Source organism: Streptomyces sp. NPDC002730, from assembly GCF_042888805.1.
Classification (GTDB): Bacteria; Actinomycetota; Actinomycetes; order Streptomycetales; family Streptomycetaceae; genus Streptomyces.
This window is the reverse complement of the sequence record NZ_JBIAQG010000007.1, coordinates 241,119-264,165: the sequence shown is the minus strand read 5'-3', so window position 1 is coordinate 264,165 and position 23,047 is coordinate 241,119. Positions and strand designations below refer to the sequence as shown.

The window sequence follows — 23,047 nt, the reverse complement described above, 5'->3', positions numbered from 1 at the left end:
AAGAAAACCCTGCCGTCGACTCCGTACAGTCTCCGGAGCCATCTCCTGTCGGCCTTGAACAGAACCATTTCGCACTGCAGCCCAACTACCAGCTCAGGACCACCAAGCTTTGTGGAGGTTCAACAAGCCGTTCACCTGAGAGCCACCTCACAGTGCTGGGTGGCTCCGGCGGTCCCGGCAGCGATCCGCAGCCGCAGCGACCGGCCGGTGGCGAGCACTTCGACGGACGCGTCCTTGCTGGTCACCTTGCGCACGGCATGATTCCAGGTGATCTCCACGGGCGCTCCGGTACGCGGCGGCTCACTGATGTGGAGGGTTGCGGTGTGGCGATTACTCCGTACGAGGGCACTCGCCTCGGCCGTTGAGGTGAGCCGGCCCACCGTACCGGGCTGCCAGAAGTTCGCCGCGGTCAGTCCCAGGGAGCGGACGGACACGGCCTGGCATGCCCGGGTGTTGGCGAGGATCTCCAGCCAGTGCTGGTCCCGGGCGCGGGCGTCGAGGGTGCGGCGGCTCGCGCCGGGCATCAGCAGATACACGTACGACGCGTCCGCCGGGTCGGTGCCGTGGTCGAGCCAGAGGGTCTGGTAGCGGCGGGTGACGCGCTCGGTGGAGCTGGTGGTGTTGATGTCGCTCCAGGCGCCGGTCCGGTCCTCGCGCAGGGTGCGCAGCGGCTCCGTACCGTCCGGGAAGATCCAGCCGCCGTGGCCTTCGAGGTGTGCCCAGCCGCGCCCGGCCGTGAAGTCGTTCGTACCGTCGGCGCCGAGGTTGCGGTTGTCCACGACTGTCTCGACGGGCACGCCGTCGGTGCTCGAGATGCCCGCGCCGAGGCAGACGACCGCGTCGGCCACGCAGAACCAGGACTTACGGGCCTGCAGGGTGGAGCCGAGGCCGAGCAGATGCTGGCCGACGGCCGCGAACTCGCCGTCGCTCGCGCCGCCCACCCATTTCGCGGCGGGCTTGGGCTCGCCCCATTCGCCACCCGCCCGGTCGGCAAGTCGCTTGGTCGACACGGTCGTTCCGGGCAACCGGTAAGGGTCGACGGTGGGCCAGAACCAGTTGGTGTACTGGTCCCCCGCCGCCTCGCCCGGCCACCAGTAGAGCATTCCGGCGCCGGTGTGCCAGCCGCGCGGATTCTCGCCGTTGCCGCACTCGTAGTACGCGATCCGCTCCGAGGCCATGGAGATGTTCGCGGCCCAGCCGGGCCGGCGGTGCACGGCCCGGTCCATCGAGGCGAAGAGCTGATGGCCGACCGGCTCGGGCGCGGCGGGCACGGATGCGGCGGCGACCGCGTGGAGCCGGGAGAGGTCGGCGACGCCGAACTGCCGGCCGGTGAGGATCGGCGTGGTGGTGTCCCGTTCGATCCAGCCCTTGATCCGGGCGTGCCAGCGGTCCCGCTCGGCGGCGGAGGCCCCGCCCGCGAGGAGCGCGATGGCGGCGATCAGCCCCTGCCCGTGGAAGTGGTCACTGCGCATGATCCTGCGCTCGTCGCTCTTGAGGTAACCGCGGCTGATGGCACGGCCGTTGACGCTGTCCATCATCAGCCCGTTGTAGATCAGTGGCGCGTACGCGTACTCGACGCTGTCCAGGATGATCTGCCGGTTCGGGTCGGTGACGGCCCAGGTCGAGCCCGCGAGCAGTGCGAAGAGGCGGCCGAGGCCGTCGAGCATGACCTGTCCGTACGTCCCGGAGTAGGCGACCCAGGTGTGCTGGACGAACGAGCCGTCGGCGTAGAGGCCGTCGCCCTTGATGACGTAAGGGAAGACGGGCGAGAGGGCGTCGCGGGCCAGCGCGATCTTCCCGGGGGCCCTGCCGAGGACGCCGCGCAGGGTGACGGAGCGGCAGAGGTCGACGCGGTTGGCGCCGGTGGATGTGCCGGTGTAGTCGCCGAGCACGGTGTCGGGGATGAAGTGGTCCACGGCGGCGAAGGCCTGCGCCCGCCGGGTCTCGGTGAGCTGGTCGAGGAGGACGGCGACGATGTCCATGAGGAGGCGGGGGCTGCCGATCTGCCACTCCCACCAGTTGCCGTAGCGGGTGGTGGAGGGGTTGTAGATCCTCGCGGCGAGATGGTCGAGTCCGCGGATGATGTCGGCGAGGAGCCCGGCGTCGCCGGTGAGGCCGGTGCCCTGCTGCGCGTACGCCTGGGTCATGGTCCACAGGCGGCTGTAGCTCTGGGTGATCCCGGAGGGCGGGTTGAAGCGGTAGCCGGGCCACAGCGAGGTGTCGGTGGGGGCCATGGAGGCGCGGAATCCGGCGGCGAGCCTTCCGGTCTCGGCGAGGCGGGAGGCGTACGGTTCGGCGGTCGGGTCGTAGCCGGTGCCGAGGCCGATCTCCAGCCAGCGCAGCCGCAGGGTCTCGTACTCGTCGTCGTACTCGTCGGCCATCGCGTGTCCCGGAGAGGTGAAGGCAAGAGCGCTTGCTCCGGCGGTGGCGAGAAACATTCGGCGGGACCATGCGGGCGGCAGCGGCACGAGAGCCTCCGGAGCGGAAGTGGCGTAGACCGGCTGCCCGTTGGTCTAGCACGCACTTCCCCGCGCATTCAATGGGCATGACAGAAGAGATGGAAAGCGCTTGCCCCTCGGTTTCCGTATTCCACACGAGGGACAAGCGCCGCTCAAGGGACACGCCGGGGCTCCGCCCCGGAACCCGCGCCTCAATCGCCGGCGAGGCTGAAGGGTCCAGCCCGCGGTGCGCCTCAGTTACCTACCGCACCGGAAGCGCGCACTCCCCCAGTCGGCGTGGTCATTGCCGTTCCCGTCGCCGCCGTCGCCGACGACCAGGTCGGCATAGGACGCGCCGGTGAGGTCCGCGGTGAGCGACCAGGCGGCGTCGGCGGCCTTCAGGACGGGCGACTTCACCTTCTCGGCGCCGTCGGCAAACACGCTGAACTGCACGCTGCCGTGCGCCGTCTGGACGTCGTCCACGCCCACCTCCGCCGTGAAGGAGGTGCACTTCCCGCCCAGGTAGTAGCGGACCTTCGCCGGGGCGTGCGAGCCGAGGCCCTTGGCGTACGCCACTCCACCGATCCTCAGCGGGCTGCCGTCGCCCGTCCCCGTCTCACCGTTGGACAGATCGCGCTCGACCGGGCCCCAGCCGTTCTCTGTGGCCGTCCAGTCGATGTCGCTCGCCCAGACATCCGCGGTGGGCGGCGGCGGAAGGGTGCGTACAGACGTCTCCGCGCCGAGCTTCCGCGCTGTACCGCCGACCGTGTACGAAGCCTGCGAACCGAGCGTGTACGTCTGGTACTTGGCGTCCGCCGGCGGTGTGACCTGCCAGCTGCCGGTGGCCTTGGCTCCGGGCGCCACCGAGTCGGCGGAGACCGGGCCCGCGGGCTCGGCCGTCCAGCCCTCGGGCAGTGCGAGGCTCAGTGCGACACCGGTCGCGGGCTGCGCCTCGTAGTTGGTGAACGTGGCCTTGACCTCGTTCTTCCGGCCGGGTTCCAGCGTCTCGGCGGCCGGTTCGACGGTGAGCGTCCCGCACGCCGCCTGCTCGGCGGCCGGACCGAGGTCGGTCACGGTGAAGCCGTCGAGGACGAAGTCCGCACCGTCCGGGGCGTCGCCGCGCTTGCGCAGTCCGGTCCAGGTGTCGCCACAGCCCGCCGTGACGGTCTCGGTGAAGTGGCCCGTGGCCTCCCCCCGGCTACCGCTGGGAGGTGCCCCCTGCTGTCCGATCGGTGTACGGCGGGTCTCGACGGTGGCCGGGACCCCGTCGGCGCCGATCCGGTCGTAGCCGGTGACCCACTCGTACGCGCCCGCGTGGCTCGACTGGTAGTCGTACTCCACCCGGTAGCTGTGCCCGTTCCTCATCGGCACGGTCCAGGGCGCGGTGCGGTAGACGAGACCGGCGTTCTCCTCGTGGGACTTGAGGGACTCTGCGCCGCTCAGCACGTCGTCGACGAGCTTTCCGTTCCAGCCGGCCTGGGTGTACGGCGCGTGCTTCTGCGCGATGTGCGTGCGCGGGTCGGTGACGCCGCCCGCGTCGCCCTTGAGGAAGGGGCCCCAGCCCTGGTCGACAGCCTCGAAGTCCTCGTACGCGACCGTGCCCGGTCCGGCCGCCGGAGCGTTCCTGACCACGCGTACGTCGTCGACGCGAACGGTCGCCGTACTGCCGCCCGCCGCCTCGATCCTGAGAGTGGCGGCAGAACCGCGCGGCGCGGTGAAGTTCACCTTGGCGCGCTGGAAGTAGGTGCCGTGCCGGTCGGAGGCGGCGACCTGGTCCTTCGCGGTCGAGCGTTCGACGGCCACGGACGCGCCTCCGGCGGACAGGGTCGTACGGCGCTCCTTGCCCGGCTGGACCTCGATCCAGGCGGACGCGGTGTAGCGGGCGCCCGGTGTGAGTCCGGTCAGCCGCTGGGAGACGGAGGCAGTGCCGCTGCCGCTCAGTACGCCGCTGTTGCGACCCTGGTCGTCGGTGTGGCGGGCGACCGTGCCCCGCTTGGTCCAGGCGGCCGTCCCGACGTCGTTGAAGCCTGGGTCGGCGACCGGGCCGCCCTGGCCCCACTGCGGGTCCCGCGGGGCGGGCGCGCGGTCCGGGTAGAGGACGTACGGCTGTCCGGCGGCCGCGGTCAGCGTGATCCGGCCGTCCACGGGCCGTACGGTGCCGGCCTTCACGCGCCCGTTGTCGGTCAGCTTGTACACGGTGTACGACGCCGCGCCGGTCACGGCCCAACTGCTGCTGCCACCGGCCTTGTTGTAGTGGTACAGCTTCTTGCCGCCGTCCCACGGCAGCAGATAGCGGTCGCCGTCCAGGACCTTGCGGCCGTGGTCGTAGAACGTGCGGCGGCCGTCCTCGACCGTGCCGCGCAGGCCGCCCGTGAAGGCCAGGTCATTGCCGGTCCAGCGGGTGATCCGCTCATGCTGGAGGTACTTGGCGGGCAGATCGCGCTGCCAGACATTGCCGTAGAAGGCGTTCCAGTCGGTCTCGCCGGTCCAGCCCTCGAAGTCCTCGAGGGCCGTCTGGCCCAGGACCGGATGGTTGTTCCAGACGTCCTTCTCACCGTTGCGGATGAACCGGATGATCTGCGAGTTGAGGCCCTTGTTGGTGGGCCCGCCGTAGTCCAGATCATTGGCCCAGTGCGACCAGAGCGAGGCCCGCTCGAACTTGTCGGCCCACTCGGTGCCGACGTTCCAGCCCTGCGCCTGCACGGCCTGCATCGTCCTGTCGGCGATCCAGCCGTGCGTGTAGTAGACGTCGATGTAGAGGAAGGAGAGATTGCGGTCGGTCTCGTTCCTCAACTGCTGGAATCTGCGCGCCAGATCACCGCTGTTGATGTCCCGGCGCTGGTCGATGTAGTAGCTCTGGTTCAGCCAGTTCCAGCCGGGCTTGGTCTTGTCGACGAGGCTCTCACTGAAGTGGTGCGCCTCGGGGTACGACTCGGTGGCGTTCACATGCACGCCGAAGGTCGCGCCCCACTTCTTGCCGTCCTTGAGCAGCGTATTGAGGTCCGTGAGGCCGCCGGCGCGCTTGTTGTAGTTGCCGCCGTAGTCCGGGTGCGCCGAGTCATGGCCCTCGGAGCCGTACCCCTTGAGCACCGCCAGCTGCCCCAGCCCGTCCGTGGCGAGCGAGATCCGCTTGACGTCGTCGAGGGTTCGCAGGAAGGGGTGCGTGCCCTGGCTGGCGAAGTTGAAGGGGATATGCGTGATCACGCGGTCGGGCGTCTGCCCGCTGCCCGGTGCCTTGACCCCGATCGCGCGGAAGGCGACCGCGCCGTCCTGCCAGTCGACCTTGTGGTCGCCGTTGGCGTCGGGCGTGACGACGACCTTCGCCCAGGGCAGGTCCTTGCCGCTCTCCGGGCGCGCAGCGCCACTCCCCCGGTATGTCCACTGTCCGGACCAGACGCCGACGCGCGTGCTGCCGTCGACTGCCTTGCGAGCCTGGTGCCAGAAGCGGGCGTCGTCGCCGCCGGTCGCGCCGCTCGGCTTGTCGTAGCTGGAGTTGGACTCGACGGCCGCCGCCAGCCGTCCCGTGTTGACCAGTGCGTACGAGGCCCCGACCGGTGCGGGGTCCGGCGCCGTCTCCGCCGTCACCTTGCCGAAGACGTCGGCGGTCCTCGTCGAGTCCGGGTCGAGCCGGGTGAAGGCGGTCTCGGCGCCGGCGTCCGTACTGCCGACCGAGACCAGATCATGGCCGGGGATGTCCATGGTGCCGACGCGAAAGGCCTCGGTGTCCCGGACGGCGGTGACCTTGAAGGCAGTGGTCCGGCCGGAGACGGAGAGCGTCGCGTCGATCTCGACGCCGGGCAGCTCGGCAAAGGCGAGGGTGTACGCGACGCTCGACGCCGTGACGGCGGGCTCGCCCTTCAACCGCACGGTGTACGCCTTGCCGTTGAGGGTGACCGCGGTCACCGGAGCCGTACTCCCGAGAAGCTCGGCTCCGCCGGCACGGTCGGTGTACGAGACCACCCTCGGGAAGTCCTTGGCTACTGCGACCGAGAGCTGGGCGGAGCCGATGACGACGGGGGCTTCGTCCTCGGCCGCGGCCGTCGCCGCCGCGGGGACAGCGGCGGCCGGGAGTGCGGGCCCGGCCAGGGCGAGCACGGCGGATGAGGCGGCGACGAGCGCGCACGCCGCATGGAGTCTTCGTGGCATGGGGACTGCGTAGTCCTCCGCTCTCACGACCGTCAACGAAGTCGTGCGCCGAGGCGACCAGTAGTCCAACAACCCCGGCGCGTTAGTCCAAGTCGCCCACGGCAGCGTCAACTTATGAAATCGACCAAGATTTTGAGAGCGCTCTCAGTCACAACTATTGACGCCCGTCCCGGCCATGGCGAGAGTGGTGGACACCCCCCACGAGTACAGGAGTTCATCCGTGATATCCCGCCGAATGTTCCTTTCCGGCACCGCGGCTGCCGCGACAGCGCTCACCTACCCCACCTGGGGAAGCGCTCTCAGCCCGCACGCCAAGGCCGCTCCCCCCACCTGCGAACTGGCCCTGGAGAACAAGTCGTTGCCCGGCACGGTCAACGCGTACGTCACCGGCCATGAGCAGGGCACCGGACGCTGGGTGCTGCTCCGTCCGGGCGGCGGCGTCTACTACCCCGAGTCCCCGTCCGCGCCGCAGACCCCGCTCCCCGTCGACTGCGCCATCCCGCTCCGCCCGGCCGGCGCGGGCCCGGTGGTGCTGACCCTGCCGCAGATGTTCGGCGCCCGCGTCTACTTCGTACGCGACAACAAGCTGAACTTCTTCGTCAACCCCGGCCCCGCCCTGGTCGAGCCGGCCTTCGCGACCCCCACCGACGCCAACTACGGCCGCACCTGGTCCTTCGCGGAGTTCACCTTCAACCCGACGCAGTTGTACGCCAACATCAGCTATGTCGACCTGGTGACCGCACTCCCGATCGGTCTCACGCTGACCGGCGACGCCACCCACAACGTCGCGGCTCTCCCGAACGGTGCGCTGCAGAAGATCGCCGACGGCCTTGTCGCCCAGGCGGCCCGCGACGGCCAGCCCTGGGACAAGCTGGTCATCCGCGGCTCCGACGGCCAGGTGCTGCGGGTGATCTCACCGCAGAACCTGATGGCTCCGTACTTCGACCGCCCGGCGGAGATGCCCTTCCGGAACGTCTTCGACAACTACATCAACCAGGTCTGGCAGAAGTACCGCTCGACCGATCTGCGGATCGACCTGCAGGGCGGGCGGGGCGTACGCACCGGGCGCGTCAACGGCGACGTCATGACGTTCACCGGCGGCCACACCTTCGCCAAGCCGACCTCGAAGGACATCTTCACCTGCAATCACGGCCCGTTCGCCAACAACCCCGGCGACCCGGACGACAAGAAGGGCCTGCTGGCCAGGCTCGCCGCGGGCTTCAACCGGACGACCCTGTTGACCCACCCCGACCAGCCGAACAGCGCGACCTCGGCCGACTACTACCGGGACCCGGCCACCAACCACTGGTCGCGCGTGCTGCACGCCAACACCCCGATCGGCTACGCCTTCCCGTACGACGACGTCCGTCCGGACGGCCAGCCGGATGTCTCCGGCGCGGCGTTCGACGGCAACCCGCGGCGCTTCACGCTGACGGTCGGTTCCTGACGACTCGGGTCCCGTCGGGGCTCCGCCCCGAACCCCGCGCCTCAAGGGCGTACGAGACCTCGGGCGCAGCCCCGGTTACGGGAAGGTGCGGGTGTCCGGCCGCCATGGGGGGACGGCCGGACACCTGCCCGGGCGAAGCCCCAGGTTCAGCAGCCGCCGCAGTTGTAGTAGATGACGTCCCAGTGGTTGCCCTCGTCCGCGTAGACGTTCCCGGAGCCGGACCTCCACTGCGGGGCGCCGTCACCAGGACGCGCGCCGATGTAGCTGAAGGTGTTCTTGATGTAGTTCGTGACGCAGGTCGACTTGGCGTAGTCGAGCTTGTAGCCGTTCCAGTGCGAGTACGTACCACCCGCGTGCCCGGTCTCGGTGCCGCCGGTGATGTTGAGCGCACAGCCGGTCGCGCTCTTGAGGGTCTGGGCTCCCTTCGCCGTCGCGAGGTTGAGCTGCTCGAAAGACGTACACGTCGGATTGTTGCGGTCGGAGCAGCCTCCGGACGAGGACCACGTGATCCCGGACGAGCGGAACATCGAGGTCGCCGTGGCATGGCTGATCTTGGTGGCGGCGTTCGCTTCGGTCGCGCCGCTGATGACACCGAATCCGGGCGCGAAGAGCGCACCTGAGACGAGCGCGAGTGCGCTCAGAGCGGAGCGGACTTTCATGGCGGGGGATCCCTCCTGCTGATGACCGTTGTGACCGTGCTCTCCGGTGGGACGGCTGTGCAGGTGGCGCAGGGAGATGGTGCCCGAGATCTACGCGCGTCCGCCAGAGGGCTGCCGCGTCGGTGGAGTGAACCTCTCGAGAAGATGTTGAACTTTGAACGGAATAGGTCTACTGTCGATGTCGTTGAACCTTAAACAACACGCCACCACGTCCCCCAAGGAGTGCGTCATGGGTCTCTTCAACCGCAAGACCGACACCACCACCACCGCGACCGCCACCACCGCGGTGGACCCGGCGCTCGCCGCCCTGACCGGCGAGTACAGCGTCGACCCCGCCCACAGCAGCATCGGCTTCACGGTGCGCCACGCCATGGTCACCAATGTCCGCGGCTCGTTCGGCGACTTCTCCGGCAGCCTGCAGCTGAACGGCACCGACCCCCACCACTCCACCGCCGAGATCGACGTCAAGATCACCAGCATCGACACCGGGATCGCCGACCGCGACGGCCACCTGCGCAGCGGCGACTTCTTCGAGGCGGAGAAGTACCCGCTGATGACGTTCCGTTCGACGCAGGCGGAGCAGCTCGGCGGCGACTCGTACCGCATCACCGGTGACCTGACGATCAAGGACGTCACGCGCCCGCTCGCCATCGACCTGGAGTTCAACGGCTCCGCCACCGATGTGTACGGCAACGAGCGCGTCGGCTTCGAGGGCAGCGCCGAGATCCTCCGCTCCGACTGGGGCCTGACCTGGAACGCGGCGCTGGAGACCGGCGGCGTGATGGTCAGCGACAAGGTCAAGCTCACCTTCGACATCTCGGCGATCAAGGCCGCGCCGCAGGTCTGACCCCGCGGGCCTGATCCCGCAGGTCTGACCCCGTAGACCCGACCGGTCTGCCCCACGAGCGCGCCCGTCCTGCCGTCCCCACGGCCGGGCGGGCGCTCGGTCATGTCTCCTTTGCCGGCGTGCCCGACGAGACATAACCCCGGCACCTCAAAACGACCAAGTCGCTGGATGACCTTCTCAGTCGGAAGGGCACGACGTGTGGAACGGGACATCGGGCGCATAAACCCACCACTCCCAGTCAACGAGGCCGCCGCCGGCGACGCGGCAGGCCATGCCGACGGCGTCCGCGGCGATCTGCGGGTATTCGCCCAGGTCCCAGATGTAGACGGTGCCGCCGCTGGAGGTGACCAGGGTCTGCCTGTCCGGTCCGAAGAGCAGGTCGTCCACCTTGTCCGGGTGCCCGCCCAGGGCGGTCGCCAGATGCGATGCCGTGCGGTCCGCCACGCTCCACAGCCAGGCGGTGCCGTCGTTGCCGGCGGCTGCCACCAGTTTTCCGTCGGGGTGGAAGGCCGCGTGCTCGAAGGAGACCTCCTTCTCGTCCTCACGGGCCACGTTGCCCACCCGTCGAGGGTGGTGCCGGTCGCTGACGTCGAAGAGGACCAGGGCTCCGTTGTCGCGGTTGCTGCCTGCGCCCGCGATCGCCACCGTCGTGCCGCTCGGGCTGAACGCCGTCTTGCCGTACAGGCCTATCGTCTCGATACCCAGTGAGCCCAGGGGTACGAAGTCCTGTTTGCCGCTCTTCAGGTCCCACAGGCTGACGCCTTTGGCGACCCGGCCCGTTGAGGTCAGGAGACGACATGTCGGTGAGGGGGCTCACCTCACGGAGGTGAGCAATTCGCGACGGTCTGGCGGGGTTCGCGACGTTCCAGAGGCCGAGATCCTCGTCGTGGACCGCGAGGAGCGGCGCGCCGGGCGCGAAGGCGAGGTCCTTCGCGTTCGACGCCTCCGTGGTGAACCTGCCGACGATGCGCGGCCGGGTGCGGTCGGTCACGTTCCACAGCACGACCGTCCCGTTGACGTGAGCGCTCGCCAGCAGCGTGCCGTCGGCGCTCAGGGCTATGTCGGCGACGATGCTGGTGGGGCCGTGCAGCGTGCCCTCCGCCTCGGGGTGGGTGTGGTCGGTCAGGTCCCACAGGCGGACGGAGGTGTTTCCGCTGGCGGCCAGCGTCTTGCCGTCCGGTGTCAGCGCCATTTGCGCATGAGCTCCGCCGCTGTCCAGCTTCCCCACGACATGGGCCCGTTGGGTGCGTCCCAGGTTCCAGTGAATGACCTCCCACTCGCGGCCGTACGTGCTCACTGAGACCACGGAGCGGCCGTCCGGCCCGAACCCCAGGGCGCCGATGTCCACGCCTCGGTCGATCTTGGCCTTCACGCTCACGTGCCCCACCAGGCGGTCCTGACGTTTGGGTGCGCGCCTGTCGCTCAGGTCCCATACGGCGACGACTCCGTCCGCGCCCGCGGTGGCCAGTCGGCGGCCGTCCCGCGAGAAGGCAAAACTCTGCACATCGCCGGTGTGGACGGGCCAATGGACCAGTTCTTCCGGGGCCAGCGGCTCGGCGATGTCGATCAGCTTGGCGGCCCGGTCGTCGATCGTGGCCAGGAGCTTGCCGTCCGGGCTGAACGCCACTTCGCCCTCGGACCCGATCACCCGGTCGCCGCGTCGGGGCCGGCTCGGGTCCGAGACGTCCCAGGTGCGCACACCGCTGACCACGTAGGCGTTCCCCACGTCAAGGATTCCGCGGGCCCGGACCATCCCTGCCGCGGTGGCGAGCGTACGGCCGTCCGGGCCGAAGGCCACGCCGTCCGCCTCGTACACGCCCTTGGTGACCGAGACGCGCCGCGCCCGCCGGGGGTCCGAAACGTCCCACAGGACGAGTGCGCCGCCGTTCTTCGCCGCCACGGCCTCGTCCTCGCTCCACCAGCCGGTCGCGGCAAGCCTCTTGCCGTCGTCGCTCAGGTCCACCGCGTCCGGTGTGCCCGGCAGACCGTCGGCGTGCAGCGTGGTCAGGCGTCGCGGCCGGGTGCCGGTGCGCAGGCCGCTGAGGTCCCAGAGCGACAGGTCGGCCCCCGCGCAGCGGGCGACGAGGATCCGGCCGGCCGGGCCGCCGAAGGACACGTCCCCGGCGAAGGAGGGACGGCAGTCCAGCCGGGCCAGCGGGGTGCGGCGAGGGGACCCGCCGCCCACGTCCCACAACGTCATGCCCTTGTCGTCCCCCACCGCGGCGAGTGTCCGCCCGTCGGGGCCAAGAACGGCGTCATCGGCGTTCGTCGGCAGCACGTTGCTGCTCCGGAACGGGCTCTCCGCCAGCGTCTCGAAGATGACCCGCCGGGACTCCGCGGACGGATGCAGCGCGTTCGCGGCCAGTCCGAGGTCCAGCGAGCTGCGCGGATCGGTCCCGCGCAGATTCTCCGCCTCCGCCATCAAGGCCCGGTAGGTGGCCAGTTCCCGCTGTTTCTGCGCGCTCCTGCGCTGCTCCTGCGCCTTCTCCTCCTGCCGTACGGCCACCACGGCCGACCCGATCGACACCACCAGGCCGACCACCAGCGCCACAACTGCCGTCTTCAGCACCCTGACCCGGCGCTGCTCGCGGCGGCGCGCGCTCTCGGCCGCTGCCTCGCTCGCGGCCAGGAACTCCGAGTCCCGCTCCGTCATCGGCCCATGGCCGCTCGGGTTCCGCAGCTCCAGTGCGGCCTGGAGTCGGCTGCCCAGGAACAGGAACGCGGCGTCCCGTTCGGCGGCGTGCCAGTCGTCGGCGGCCGTGCGCACCTGTTGCCGCAGCAGCAGCGTGGCGGCGTCCTGCTCGATCCAGCCCTGCAACCGGGGCCATGCGCGCAGCAGTGCCTCGTGGGCGATCTGGGCGGTGTCCTGCCCCACGGTGATCAGCCGGCCCTCGGCCAGCCGGTCGCGGATCCTCCGCGCGCCGGGCGGCAGGCCGTCCAACAGAGCGGCGAGCGGGACCGGATGACGGATCCCGGCCCGGGCGCCGGCGCCGTCCGGAGGCAGGTGCACCATGCGCAGCAGCAGTTCCCGCAGCGCCGCGCGGCCGTCCTCGTCCAGCGACTGGTACAGGGCCTCGCCGGTGGTGGCCACCGACCGCCAGATGCCCCCGGTGGCCTGGTATCCGGCGAGGGTGAGCCGGGCGCCGCTGCGCCGCAGCCAGGTCTCGCGCAGGGCGTGGGCCAGGAACGGCAGCGCGCCGGTCTCGTCGTCGCCGAAGCGGCCCTCACTCAGGTCCTGCAGCAGTCGGTCGGCCAGTCCGGGTTCCAGGCTCAGCCCGACCGCGGCGGCGGGCTCCTCCACGGTGGCACGCAGGTCGTCCTCCCGCATCGGCGAGACGGTCAACTGGCCGCGCTCCAGGGCGCGTTCCAGTTCCGGGTGGGCCAGGCAGCTGCCGTAGTGGTCGGCGCGCAGTCCGAGCACGACCCGGGGGCGGGGGGTCGAGCCGGCGCCCGCCAGGGCCGCGACGAACGCGGCCCGTTCCCCGCCGTCACGGCAGTGCGTGAACAGCTCCTCGAACTGATCGACGACCAGTAATCGGCACTCCTCGCGCCCGTCCAGCGGTGGTGGGAAGCGGCCTGCCTCCAGTGCCGTGCGCACCTCGCGCGCCTCGCGCCCCGTGGCCCGGGCCCACGCTTCGGCCAGCGCACGCATCGGGTGGGATCCGGGCGCCGGCAGCAGCAGCGCGGGCCACGGGGCCTCGCTGTCGCCGGCCGCGTGGCCGCGTTCGAGGCCCGCGAGCAGCCCCGCCCGCAGCAAGGAGGACTTGCCCGCCCCCGAGGCGCCGACCACCACGACCGGTTGACCCGGTTCGCTCGCGGGCCGCCCGACGGCCGTCAGCAGCCGCTCCACCAGGTCGTCGCGGCCGAAGAAGTGACCGCTGTCCTCCGCGAGGAACGGTGCCAGGCCCGGGTAGGGGCAGGGCACGTCGGCGGGCGGCTCAACGGCGCCGCGGCCGTCGGGGGCGTGGTAGGCGCGGTTGCGGGCGACGACCAGTTCGCCCAGCGTCCCCTCGCTCTGCCGGGCCGGGTGGACGCGCGTGTCGTCGGCGAACTCCCGGTCCAGCGCCGCGTGGAGGCGGTCCGCCGTCAGCCACAGCGGCCCGGCGGGGTCACCTTCCGTGAGCAGTCCCAGCAGCCGCCCGCTGAACAGGGTGTGCCGCTCGCCCTCGGGCGCGAAGGACAACTCGTAGTGCGAGGCCGAGCTGAGCAGGAAGCTGCCCCGGGGCCGGGCGGAGACGAACGGCTGCCGTACCCCGCCGTCCGACCGCGGCACCCCGGCCCGCCCGGAGAAGCAGCAGTCGAGGACGACCAGGCTGCCCTGTGCCACCTCCTCCCCCAGCAGGTCGCGCAGAGTGCGGTAGGGGACGGCGCGCGCGATGTTCCGCTCGGAGACGCTGAAGCGAGTGGCCAGGTACAGCTCGTCACCGGGGCCGAGCAGGCCGTGTCCGACGTAGTAGAGCAGCAGCGGCCCGGCCGCATGCGCGGCCGCTTCCTCGACGGCGGCCACCACCTCGGCCGGGTCCGCCCCGCCCGGGACCCGCGTCACGCGTCCGGGCGCCATGCCGCAGACCTCGTGCAGCGCCTTCTCCAGATCGTCCAGCGTGGTGTCCACAGCGGGCAGGTTGGAGAGCTCGGATCCGGGGACGTACGTGCCCGTGCCGATCAGCACCGCGCAGGCACCGGGAGTCGCCAGGTCGCCGGTCACTGCGGCGGGTCCTCCTGCGGCACCTGCGGCGGGTCCTCGCGTGGCGGCCGCGCGAGCCGTTCGGCCAACTCGGCGAGCTCCTGCGGACTGAGGTTGCGGGTCTGCCGAGTCGAAATCTCGATCTTGCTTCCGTCGGAACGGGTGACGGTGATGGTGTGGTTGCTGCGGCGGCTCTGCACCCAGGCGACAGTCGCCCCGGCGAAGACCGCGGCGACCCCACCCGGCTCCAGCAGGGCGACCAGCGCGTCGGTCGCCGGTCCCATGGCGCCCGGCGGAGGTGTCGCGGGCTCCTCCCGATGGATACGGCCGCGCAGTTCCGGCACGTCCAACAGCCAGCCGCGCAGCGCCTCGGCCCCGTCCGGGCGCCCGTCCGCCCACACCGTAATGACGGTACGCATGTGCCCCCTGTGCGCTTGTGGTCTCCCCGCCGCGATCCGCGGTTCTTGGGGATCAGAGGCTACCCACCCCAGGGACCGCGTTCCAGAGCCCCACCACCGCTCACTTGGTCCCCACCGTGGGTGCGTCGACTGATCCGCCCGGCCACTCCCTGACCCGGCGTCGGCTCTGATCTGCGACGCTCACTCAGAGGCCGTTGGTGTAGAGGAGCCGGTTGGGCGAGCCTTGGCCGGCGTTGCCGAGAACGTCCTTGGTGGACCCGTCTTCGAGCCAGGCGGCCAGTTCCTTCGGGAGCGCCTTCGGGTGCTTCGCCGCGTAGAGAGCCGCGACACCGGCGACATGGGGAGACGCCATGGACGTGCCCGTCAGGGCGACGCTGCCGCCGAAGAAGTTGGCCGAGACGATGTCGACGCCGGGCGCGTAGAGCGACAGGCACTCGCCGAAGTTGGAGAAGTCGGTCTCGTCGTCGTCGCGGTCGGTCGCGCCGACGGCCACCACGCGGTCCGCGGACGCGGGCGAGACGTCGCAGGCGTCCGCGGATTCGTTGCCCGCCGCGACGATCGGCAGGACACCGCTGTCCGAGACGGCGGTGACGGCCTTGTTCACCGCGACCGACTTCTCACCGCCGATGGAGGCGTTGAGGACGGCCGGATGCTTGGCGTGGGCCGCCACCCAGTCCAGTCCGGCGATCACACTCGACCAGGTGCCCGAGCCCAGGCAGTCGAGGACCCGGACGCTGACGAGGGAGGCCGCGCGCGCCACGCCGTACGTCTTGCCTCCGACCGTGCCCGCGACATGGGTGCCGTGGCCGTGGCAGTCCCGCCCTTCCCATCCGTCCCCGACGGAGTCGTAGCCGAGCTTGGCGCGGCCCCCGAACTCGGTGTGGTCGAAGTCGATACCGGTGTCGAGGATGTACGCGGTGGCGCCCCGGCCACTGCTCTTCGCGGTGAAACGGTTGTCGAGCGGCAGGTTGTGCTGATCGATACGGTCCAGGCCCCAGGACGCCGGTGCAGACAAGGCCGTCGTCGGCGGGGCCGCTGCCCGGGTGTCGCTGCCCGTGGTTCCCAGCACCGAGACCGCGGCGTCCTCCTCGACCGCCACGACCCCGGGGGTGGAGCGCACTTGGTCGAGCTGAAGCGGGCTGAGCGCGGCGGCGAATCCGCGCATCGCCGACCTGTAGGTGAAGAGCGGCTCCACGCCGGCCCGGCCCGTCATCGACTCCGAGTCGACGCCCTTGCCGAGGGTCACGATGTAGCGACCCGGCACGGCATTCGCCGAGCGGTACAGGGCGGCGGGGGCGGCATGCTCGTCGGACGCCTGGGCGGACTGGGAAGACGCGGACATGAGTCCGGCCGCCACCAAGGCAGCGGTGAGGGCGGCCGCCGCGAAGGCTGTGAGCCTCGTTCTCTTGCGCATGGGCACGAGGAAACACAGAAAGACGATCATAATCAATTACCCAGCGTAGCGATTCGCGACTTTCTGTAGCGGATTTGGGACGGATCCGCCACCAGGGCGAACTCGCACCACACCGTCTTGCCCGGGCTGCGCTCACCCACTCCCCACTTGTCCGCCAGCGCCGCGACGAGGAGGAGACCGCGGCCGCCCTCGTCGTCCGGGTGCGTCGGCGACAGCCGTACGCACCCGTCGCCGCTGTCGTGGAGCTCGACGCGCAGGATGCCGTCCGCATGCAGGAACAGGTGCAGCCGGAAGCCGCGGCCCGGCGGCACACCGTGCATCAGCGCATTGGTGGCCAGCTCGCTCACGCAGAGCAATACGTCGTCCGCCCTGTCCGCCCTGTCCGCCCTGTCCGCCGTGGCCAAGTCGGTCAGCGCCTGCCGGGTGAACTCCCTGGCCGCGGAGACGGACCGGCGGTCCCGTCGGTAGAACGCCTCGCGGAAGTACGGAAGTTGGGGTTCGTCGTTCATGCGGCCACTGTCACAGGGAGTCACTACTATGGATCAGTGCGTCAGGTCGTACAGCCGAGTTGTACGACTCGTGACGGGTCGTACGCGTCCCGCGACGGGAAGGGGGAGCGCATGCACCCAGCCAGAAGGACCAAGAGGATCACCTCTTGGCATGTGATCGGCGCCCAGCTCGCGACCTTCCGCAAGGCGGCCCGTATGACCCAGGCCGAGCTGGCGACACAGTTCTGCGTGGGCGAGGACACGATCGCCTCGATCGAGCAGGGGCGCAGGGCGCTCAAGCTGGATCTCGCGATCGCGCTCGATGAACTGCTCGATACGAAGAGGGCGTTGCAGACGGCGGTGGACAAGGTGCCGGAGCGGGAGCGGTATCCGGCGTTCGCGCAGGACTTCATCGACCACGAGCAGGAGGCGCTGACCCTACTCTCCTACCAGAATCAGGTCGTCCCTGGACTGCTCCAGACCGAGGACTATGCCCGCTCCGTGTTCTCCTGCCTCTATCCGCCGATCAGCCCGGAGGACGCCGAGGAACGGCTGTCCGCTCGGATCGACCGGCAGAAGTTCTTCGAGCGGAAGCCCTGGCCGCCGATGATGAACTTCCTGCTGGAGGAAGTCATCCTGCATCGGCCCATCGGCGGCCGGGAAGTACTGAGCGAACAGATCCTGCACCTTCGGCGCTGTGCCGAACTCCCTTTCCTGGGGCTGCAGATCATGCCGACGAATCGCCAGAAGCACGCGGGGCTCAATGGGCCACTAGTGCTGCTGGAAACCCCCAACCACGATCAACTGGCCTATATCGAGGGGCAACGGGTCAGCTTCCTCGTCGACGACCCTGACGAGGTCAGTGTCCTCCAGCAGAAATATGGGATGCTGCGGTCACAGGCCCTCACCCCTGAGGAGAGCATGGGCCTGCTGGACGATCTGGCAGGAGAGTAATGAATCCCGCAGCAATGACCTGGTTCAAGTCCAGCTACAGCGGCAGCGAAGGCGGCGACTGCATCGAAGTCGCCTACGACTGGCGCAAGTCCAGCTACAGCGGTGACGAAGGCGGCGACTGCGTCGAGGTGGCCGCCCATCCCCTCGCCGTGCACATCCGCGACTCCAAGAACCCCACCGGTCCCGTCCTCACCGTCGCTCCGGCCGCCTGGGCCGCCTTCGTCGCCGAGCGCTGACTAGGGAGACAGGGCGATGCCGAGGGAGTCGGCGCCCATGGGCTTCGGTGCGCCCTTCTCGTAGAAGACATCGACTTCGGTAATCGTGAATCCCGCGGTCGCCAGCATGTCGACGGTCGGCCGGGTGAGGTGACATCCGCCGAAGATCCGCTTGTTCAGCGGTTCGAGCCGCCGTTGCCAGCGGCGCACGTTTTCGTCCTCTTCCGGGGCCAGCCCGTGCTCGAGGAAATGCAGAGTCCCTCCGGGCTTGAGGACGCGCCGCACCTCACGCAGAGCGGCCCCCGCATCGGGGATGGTGCAGAGCGTCCAGGTGGAGAGCGCGGCGTCAAAGCTGTAGTCCTCGAAGGGCAACGCCTGGCCGTCCAGACCGGCGCGCTGCACCGGGACGGTTGCCGCCCTGATGCGTTCCCCGGCGAGTTGCCATCCGACATCGGAAGGCTCGACCGCGGTCACGCTGGTGACGGCCGCCGGGTAGAAGGGCACATTGTGCCCCGAACCGAATCCGATCTCGATCACTTCGCCCTGCAGGCCCTCGCAGACTCGGCGTCGTAGTGGTTGGACCAGCTTCGTCCCGCAGGCGACGTCGACGATCCGCGGCACGATTCGCTGGGCATAGAACCCCATCGCGACCTCCGTGGCTCACTTCCAGCATGGCACCGGCACGGCCCCTGGAGGCACCGTGCCGCTGAGCCGTCGGGGCGCTAGAAGCCGCCGCCGCCGTCGAACCCGCCACCACCACCGTCGAAGCCGCCTCCACCCCCGAAGTCGCCACCGCCGAAGTCGGAGGAGTTGAAGTCGGCGCCCGAGTAGTCGCCGCCGCTGAAGTCCCCGCCGCCGTAGTCGGCCGCGTAGGCCGGTGTGGAGAGCATGCTGCCGAGCAGCGTGCCCACCAGCAGGCCGGGCAGGATTCCGCCGCCGAAGTAGCCGCCGGCCCAGGGGCCGTACGCCGGTCCCGCCTCCCAGTACGGGCGGCGGCCGGAATCCGTCTCGACCGTGCGGGCCATCGGGTCCTCGCCGTCCTCGAGACGGGCGGCGTCGGCGGCACACACCGGGACGTCACGGGTGGCTGCGCCGGCCGGCGTCCAGGAGACGTCGGCGACCGAAGGGCCGTGGCGCGGGTCGAAGAAGCACGGCGCCCGGCGCTCCGGCACCGCCACACCCGTACGGCGTGCGTCCAGGACCGCCAGCGAGTACCGGCCGTCGTCCAGGGCCTGGGTGACTCCGCGTACATCACTGGGATGCTCGGCGGCTCCCATCAGCGACTTCGACTTGTCGTACGAGTCGAGTGCGCGCTCGTAGTCGGCGCGCATGACATCGGTCGCGCCCTTCTCCGAGGGGTGGAAGTCGAGTCGATCCAGCTCCTCGCCGAAAGCCGTGATGTCCTCGTCGACGACCACGCGGAGCTTGTCGAGGGCGGCCCGCTCCTCCTCGGCCTTCTTCCGGCGATTGCGTCGGACGACGGTGTAGGCGCCCGCGCCGCCGGCGACCAGGACCACGCCGAGCGTGATCAGGGAGCCGGTGTTCGAGCCCTGGTCGGGGCTCGCGCCCCAGGAGGAGGGGGCGCTGCCGCGTGCCTGGGGCAGGGCCTGGTCGACGAAGTTGTTCAGCTGGGTGACGGCGTCGGCGCCCGGGGGCGTCTTGACCGCCGTGACCAGGTTCTGCACGGCCTGGTTGCTCATGACGCTGCGGTCCGCGCCCGCGTTGAATCCATTGCCGAGGCGGATCGCGTACAGGCCGGTGACGCCGGTCTCGGTACGGATGTTCCGCAGGACCGAGCCCGGCGGGAACTCCGCGGTGTTGGGCAGGACCGCCACGAAGACCGGCTTGTCCGCGTCCTTGATCTTCTTGGCGAGGGCGTTTGCGTCGGCCTTGGACAGCTGGCCGGAGACGCGCGGGTCCACGTACACGGGGCCCTTCTTCAGCGCCGCGGCCACGGTTTCGGGGCCGGTGGCCGCCTGCGCTCCCGGCGCCGCCACGAGGGCGGTCGCCGAGAACGCAAGGAGCAGACCGGACACTGCGGTGAACAGCCTGGTCTTCATACACTCGACGCTACCTGAATAGGCGCGAATCGGGACAAGCGCGGAGCCTCAATGCGGGGCTCAGCCCCGGACCGCGCCTCAATCGCCGGCGAGGCTCATTTCGGGGCTCCGCCCCAAGCCCCGCTCCTCAAACGCCGGAGGGGCTGAATTTGTACGCTGCGGTCAGCTTGGCCACCGCCCCCGTCAGGTCCCCGGTCAGCAGAAGGTGGTCCGCTTCGGCGAAGGGCTTCGCCGAACCCTCGGTGATGTGCTGGCCCATCCTCTCCTGGGCGATCAGGCGGGCCTGGGAGACCAGCGCACGGGCTTCCGGGGAGTCCGCCCGGCCCGCCGCCTCAAGGATCCTTGCCGCGACGGCGAGGGCCTTCAGGGTGAGCTCCCCGCCCATCGGCGGCTTCTTGAGCGTGGTGAGACCCCAGCCGTACGGGTACTGCGGGTCGTACGCCTTGTCCCCGACATTGATCGGCAGCTGCGCCTGGGACTTCGGCCAGGTGACCGGGAGCTGTCCGGTGAAGGCCTTCTTGCCGTAGAGGACGTCGGCGACGCCGTCGCCCTCCGTGCCCGGGAGCCAGGAGGCGACAAGGGCGTCGATGTCGCCGAGGCGGTCGCCGATGAGCTGGGGGCGGCCGGAGACAATCAGCACCGCGCACTTCATCGCGGCACAGACCTTGTCGACGGCTGCCTTGTCGGCGGCGCTCAGCTCCAGGTCGTGGCCGTTGCCGACATCGCCGACGCCCTCGGCGTACGGGGTCTCGCCGACCACGACCACGCCGACGTCATGGCCGTCGGTGGGTGCGGAGGCGTCCTTGGAGTAGGTGACCGCGTCGGGAGCGGCCTTCTTGATGCCCTCCAGGATGGTCGTACCCGTGGTGATCTTTCCGGAGGAGCCCTGCCAGGTGATGGTCCAGCCGCCGGCCTGGTTGCCGAGGTCGTCGGCGTTGGACCCGGCGACGTACACCTTCTGGGTCGGCTTCAGCGGCAGTACCGCGCCGTCGTTCTTCAGCAGGACCTGGGACTTGGCGGCGGCCTCACGCGCCACGGCGCGGTGTGCGGCCGAGCCGATCTCCGACAGGTTGGAGGTGTCCGCGTACGGCTTCTCGAAGAGACCCAGGGCGAACTTCTGGGTCAGGATCCGGGACACCGCGTCATTGATCCGGGCCTCGGAGATACGGCCCTCGTCGACCTCGTCCTGCAGGGTCTTGTGGAAGTCCGGGTAGTTCGTCGGGACCATGATCATGTCGAGTCCGGCATTGATGGACGTACGGACGTCGCTCGGGTAGTCGCCGGGAATCTGGTCGATCGCCTGCCAGTCGCTGATGACGAAGCCCTTGAAGCCCATACGGTTCTTCAGCACACCGTTGATCATTTCCGCGCCGGCGTGCATCTTTACCGGGCCCTGGTCGTCGCCGAGGATGTCCAGCGAGGAGTACGAGGGCATGACCGTGCCGGTGCCGCGCTTCACCGCCTCCGCGAACGGCGCGAGGTGTACGGCTTCCAGCTCCTGCCGGGTGACCTTGGTGATGCCCTGGTCGATCGTGTACGAGCCGGTGGAGGACGAGCCGAATTCCGTACCGCCGTCGCCCACGAAGTGCTTGGCGGTGGCCAGCACCTTGTCATTGCGGCCGAGGTCCTTGCCGGACGGTGCGCCCTGCATGCCCTTGATCACCGTCTCCATGGCGCTGACCAGGGCCGGGTCCTCGCCGAAGGCCTCGTAGGAACGGCCCCAGCGCTCGTCGCGGGTGACGCAGAGGCAGGGCGCGAAGTCCCACGGAATGCCGGTGGCGCGTACTTCCTTCGCTGTCACCGCGCCGGTCTTCTCGGCGACGGACGGGTCGCGGGTGGCCCCGATGCCGATGTTGTGCGGCATGATCGTCGACCCGATGACGTTGTTGTGGCCGTGCACCGCGTCCACGCCGTAGATCAGCGGGATCTGGAACCGCGTTGCCTGGGCGCGCAGTTGGTAGGCGTCGACCATCTTCGCCCATGCCTCGGGGGCATTGGGGGTGGGCACCGAGCCGCCGCCGGAGAGCAGCGAGCCGAGGCCGTAACCGGCGATGTCGCCCTGCGACTTGAGGGCGTTGCGCTCGGCCTGGGTCATCTGACCGGCCTTCTCCGCGAGCGACATCCGGGAGAGGAGGTCGGCGACGCGCTTTTTCACCGGGAGGCGCTGGTCGAGATACGGCAGGCCGTGGGCGTCCACGACGACCTGCGGGGTCTCGGCCGGGGGCTTGGCGCCGGTGACCGTGAGCTTCAGCGGGATCGTCTCCGCGGACTCGGCCGTGCGGTCCTTCTTCGTGGTCACGGCGACGGTCCGGGACGTGCCGGAAGCAGAACCGGCCGGGAAGGTGACCGTGCCGGAGACCGGCGTGTAGTCCGTGCCCGTTTCGGCGGTGCCGCCCTCGGTCGTGTACGCCACGGTGACGGGCTCGTCGATCGGGCCGGATCCGGTGGTGGCGACGGAGATCTTCACCTGTGCGGTGCCGCCCTCGGCGACCGGGTACACGGCGGCGTCGGTGACAACGTTCGCCTTCAGCGCCGGGTCGGCCTTGCCGTACAGCTGCACGCCGTCCATGGCGAACCTGCCGGGCGCGCCGGTGGGCAGGGTGAGCGCGTATCCCCACATCGCGTTGAGGCCGAGGATGTGGTCGATGCCGCCGACCGGCTGGTAGTCGGCGCGGTAGACGAAGTCGGCGAAGGGGATCTCGACGAGGTGCCAGCCCTCCCAGTCGTCGGTGAAGGACGTGGTCCACAGCTCGGAGGCCTCGCCGTTGGCGCCGCCGTCCTTCAGCTCGAAGTTGATCCGCTTGCCGGATCCGGGCGGCAACGGGGCGGTGTTCTGGCCGAACCACCAGAAACGGATGCCTTTGTGCGCGGTCCAGTCGTGGGCGGGCTTGTCGAAGGCGAAGTCATGGGTGAGTCCGCCCCAGCCACTGATGTCGTAGGTGCCTTCGAGGACCTTGGCGCCCTCGGGGGCGTCGGCACGCTCCTTGAACTCCAGCTTGGGCTGGTCGTCGGCGTCGCTGCCCCAGGTGAAGATCCCCTCGGCCGGGGGGTTGGCGAAGGGGACCTCCCCCTCGAAGGCGTCGACGGTGACAGGGGCAGGGTCGTCGGCGGCGGCGCTCGGAACGGCTGCGGCGAGGAGACCGGTGAGTACGGCGGTCGCGGCGAGCACGGCGGTTCCGGCTCTGGTTCTGGTTCTGGTTCCGCTTCCGGCTCTGGTTCTGAGGCGTGGCATTGCGGCTCCTTCAGTGCGGGTCACGGTTGCGTGCGGTCCTGTAC

At 70.0% G+C, this 23,047-nt stretch carries 15 protein-coding genes; 4 read left to right on the top strand and 11 right to left on the bottom strand.

Translation table 11 applies throughout. The features are described from left to right. Positions 1 to 131 precede the first annotated feature (131 nt). Together ACFYXH_RS19875 and ACFYXH_RS19870 are read right to left on the bottom strand one after the other, a co-directional pair. Entirely contained in the window at positions 132 to 2,438 is a 2,307-nt protein-coding gene (locus tag ACFYXH_RS19875; RefSeq protein ID WP_389564410.1) for a polysaccharide lyase 8 family protein, read from the bottom strand. Between the two features lie 258 nt (positions 2,439 to 2,696). After that, positions 2,697 to 6,584 (bottom strand): endo-alpha-N-acetylgalactosaminidase family protein, encoded by a 3,888-nt coding sequence (locus tag ACFYXH_RS19870; protein ID WP_389564407.1) that lies wholly within the window; start codon positions 6,582 to 6,584, stop codon positions 2,697 to 2,699. A 235-nt stretch (positions 6,585 to 6,819) separates the two neighbouring features. On the opposite strand from ACFYXH_RS19870, the gene ACFYXH_RS19865 reads away from it, so the two are divergent. Further along, a complete protein-coding gene (locus ACFYXH_RS19865; protein ID WP_389564764.1) occupies positions 6,820 to 8,031 on the top strand; it encodes a glycoside hydrolase family 64 protein in 1,212 nt (403 codons plus the stop codon). A gap of 146 nt (positions 8,032 to 8,177) precedes the next feature. Here ACFYXH_RS19865 and ACFYXH_RS19860 read toward each other — a convergent pair whose 3' ends face one another. Beyond that, positions 8,178 to 8,690: a hypothetical protein gene (locus ACFYXH_RS19860; protein WP_389564404.1), complete on the bottom strand. Its 513-nt coding sequence runs from the start codon at positions 8,688 to 8,690 to the stop codon at positions 8,178 to 8,180. A 229-nt stretch (positions 8,691 to 8,919) separates the two neighbouring features. Between ACFYXH_RS19860 and ACFYXH_RS19855 the strand changes: the two genes are divergently transcribed. Continuing rightward, a complete protein-coding gene (locus ACFYXH_RS19855; protein ID WP_389564402.1) occupies positions 8,920 to 9,537 on the top strand; it encodes a YceI family protein in 618 nt (205 codons plus the stop codon). 177 nt (positions 9,538 to 9,714) lie between these two features. Here the strand turns inward: ACFYXH_RS19855 and ACFYXH_RS19850 are convergent, their stop codons facing one another. From ACFYXH_RS19850 to ACFYXH_RS19830, 5 genes are all read right to left on the bottom strand, one after another. Beyond that, positions 9,715 to 10,098, bottom strand: coding sequence for a WD40 repeat domain-containing protein (locus ACFYXH_RS19850; RefSeq protein WP_389564400.1), 384 nt, complete (start codon positions 10,096 to 10,098; stop codon positions 9,715 to 9,717). Then, positions 10,079 to 14,242 (bottom strand): AAA family ATPase, encoded by a 4,164-nt coding sequence (locus tag ACFYXH_RS19845; RefSeq protein WP_389564397.1) that lies wholly within the window; start codon positions 14,240 to 14,242, stop codon positions 10,079 to 10,081. Before ACFYXH_RS19845 ends, ACFYXH_RS19850 begins: the two co-directional genes overlap by 20 nt. After that, positions 14,239 to 14,640, bottom strand: coding sequence for a hypothetical protein (locus ACFYXH_RS19840; protein WP_389564395.1), 402 nt, complete (start codon positions 14,638 to 14,640; stop codon positions 14,239 to 14,241). The genes ACFYXH_RS19845 and ACFYXH_RS19840 overlap by 4 nt, the downstream gene beginning before the upstream one ends. Positions 14,641 to 14,824: 184 nt before the next feature. Continuing rightward, entirely contained in the window at positions 14,825 to 16,054 is a 1,230-nt protein-coding gene (locus ACFYXH_RS19835) for a S8 family peptidase (RefSeq protein ID WP_389564392.1), read from the bottom strand. A gap of 32 nt (positions 16,055 to 16,086) precedes the next feature. Then, a complete protein-coding gene (locus ACFYXH_RS19830; RefSeq protein ID WP_389564389.1) occupies positions 16,087 to 16,563 on the bottom strand; it encodes an ATP-binding protein in 477 nt (158 codons plus the stop codon). 111 nt (positions 16,564 to 16,674) lie between these two features. On the opposite strand from ACFYXH_RS19830, the gene ACFYXH_RS19825 reads away from it, so the two are divergent. Further along, positions 16,675 to 17,496 (top strand): Scr1 family TA system antitoxin-like transcriptional regulator, encoded by an 822-nt coding sequence (locus ACFYXH_RS19825; RefSeq protein WP_389564386.1) that lies wholly within the window; start codon positions 16,675 to 16,677, stop codon positions 17,494 to 17,496. Continuing rightward, a complete protein-coding gene (locus tag ACFYXH_RS19820) occupies positions 17,496 to 17,732 on the top strand; it encodes a DUF397 domain-containing protein (RefSeq protein ID WP_389564383.1) in 237 nt (78 codons plus the stop codon). Before ACFYXH_RS19825 ends, ACFYXH_RS19820 begins: the two co-directional genes overlap by 1 nt. Here the strand turns inward: ACFYXH_RS19820 and ACFYXH_RS19815 are convergent, their stop codons facing one another. From ACFYXH_RS19815 to ACFYXH_RS19805, 3 genes are all read right to left on the bottom strand, one after another. Continuing rightward, on the bottom strand, positions 17,733 to 18,356 hold the full coding sequence (locus ACFYXH_RS19815) for a class I SAM-dependent methyltransferase (protein WP_389564380.1): 624 nt from the start codon (positions 18,354 to 18,356) through the stop codon (positions 17,733 to 17,735). It lies immediately after the preceding gene. 77 nt (positions 18,357 to 18,433) lie between these two features. Continuing rightward, positions 18,434 to 19,771 carry a hypothetical protein gene (locus tag ACFYXH_RS19810; protein WP_389564377.1) on the bottom strand — a complete coding sequence of 446 codons (1,338 nt, stop codon included), beginning with the start codon at positions 19,769 to 19,771 and terminating at the stop codon, positions 18,434 to 18,436. A 127-nt stretch (positions 19,772 to 19,898) separates the two neighbouring features. Continuing rightward, the gene (locus tag ACFYXH_RS19805; RefSeq protein WP_389564374.1) at positions 19,899 to 23,003 is read right to left on the bottom strand and encodes a glycoside hydrolase family 3 N-terminal domain-containing protein; all 3,105 of its coding nucleotides are present in this window, start codon (positions 23,001 to 23,003) and stop codon (positions 19,899 to 19,901) included. Between the last annotated feature and the right edge of the window lie 44 nt (positions 23,004 to 23,047).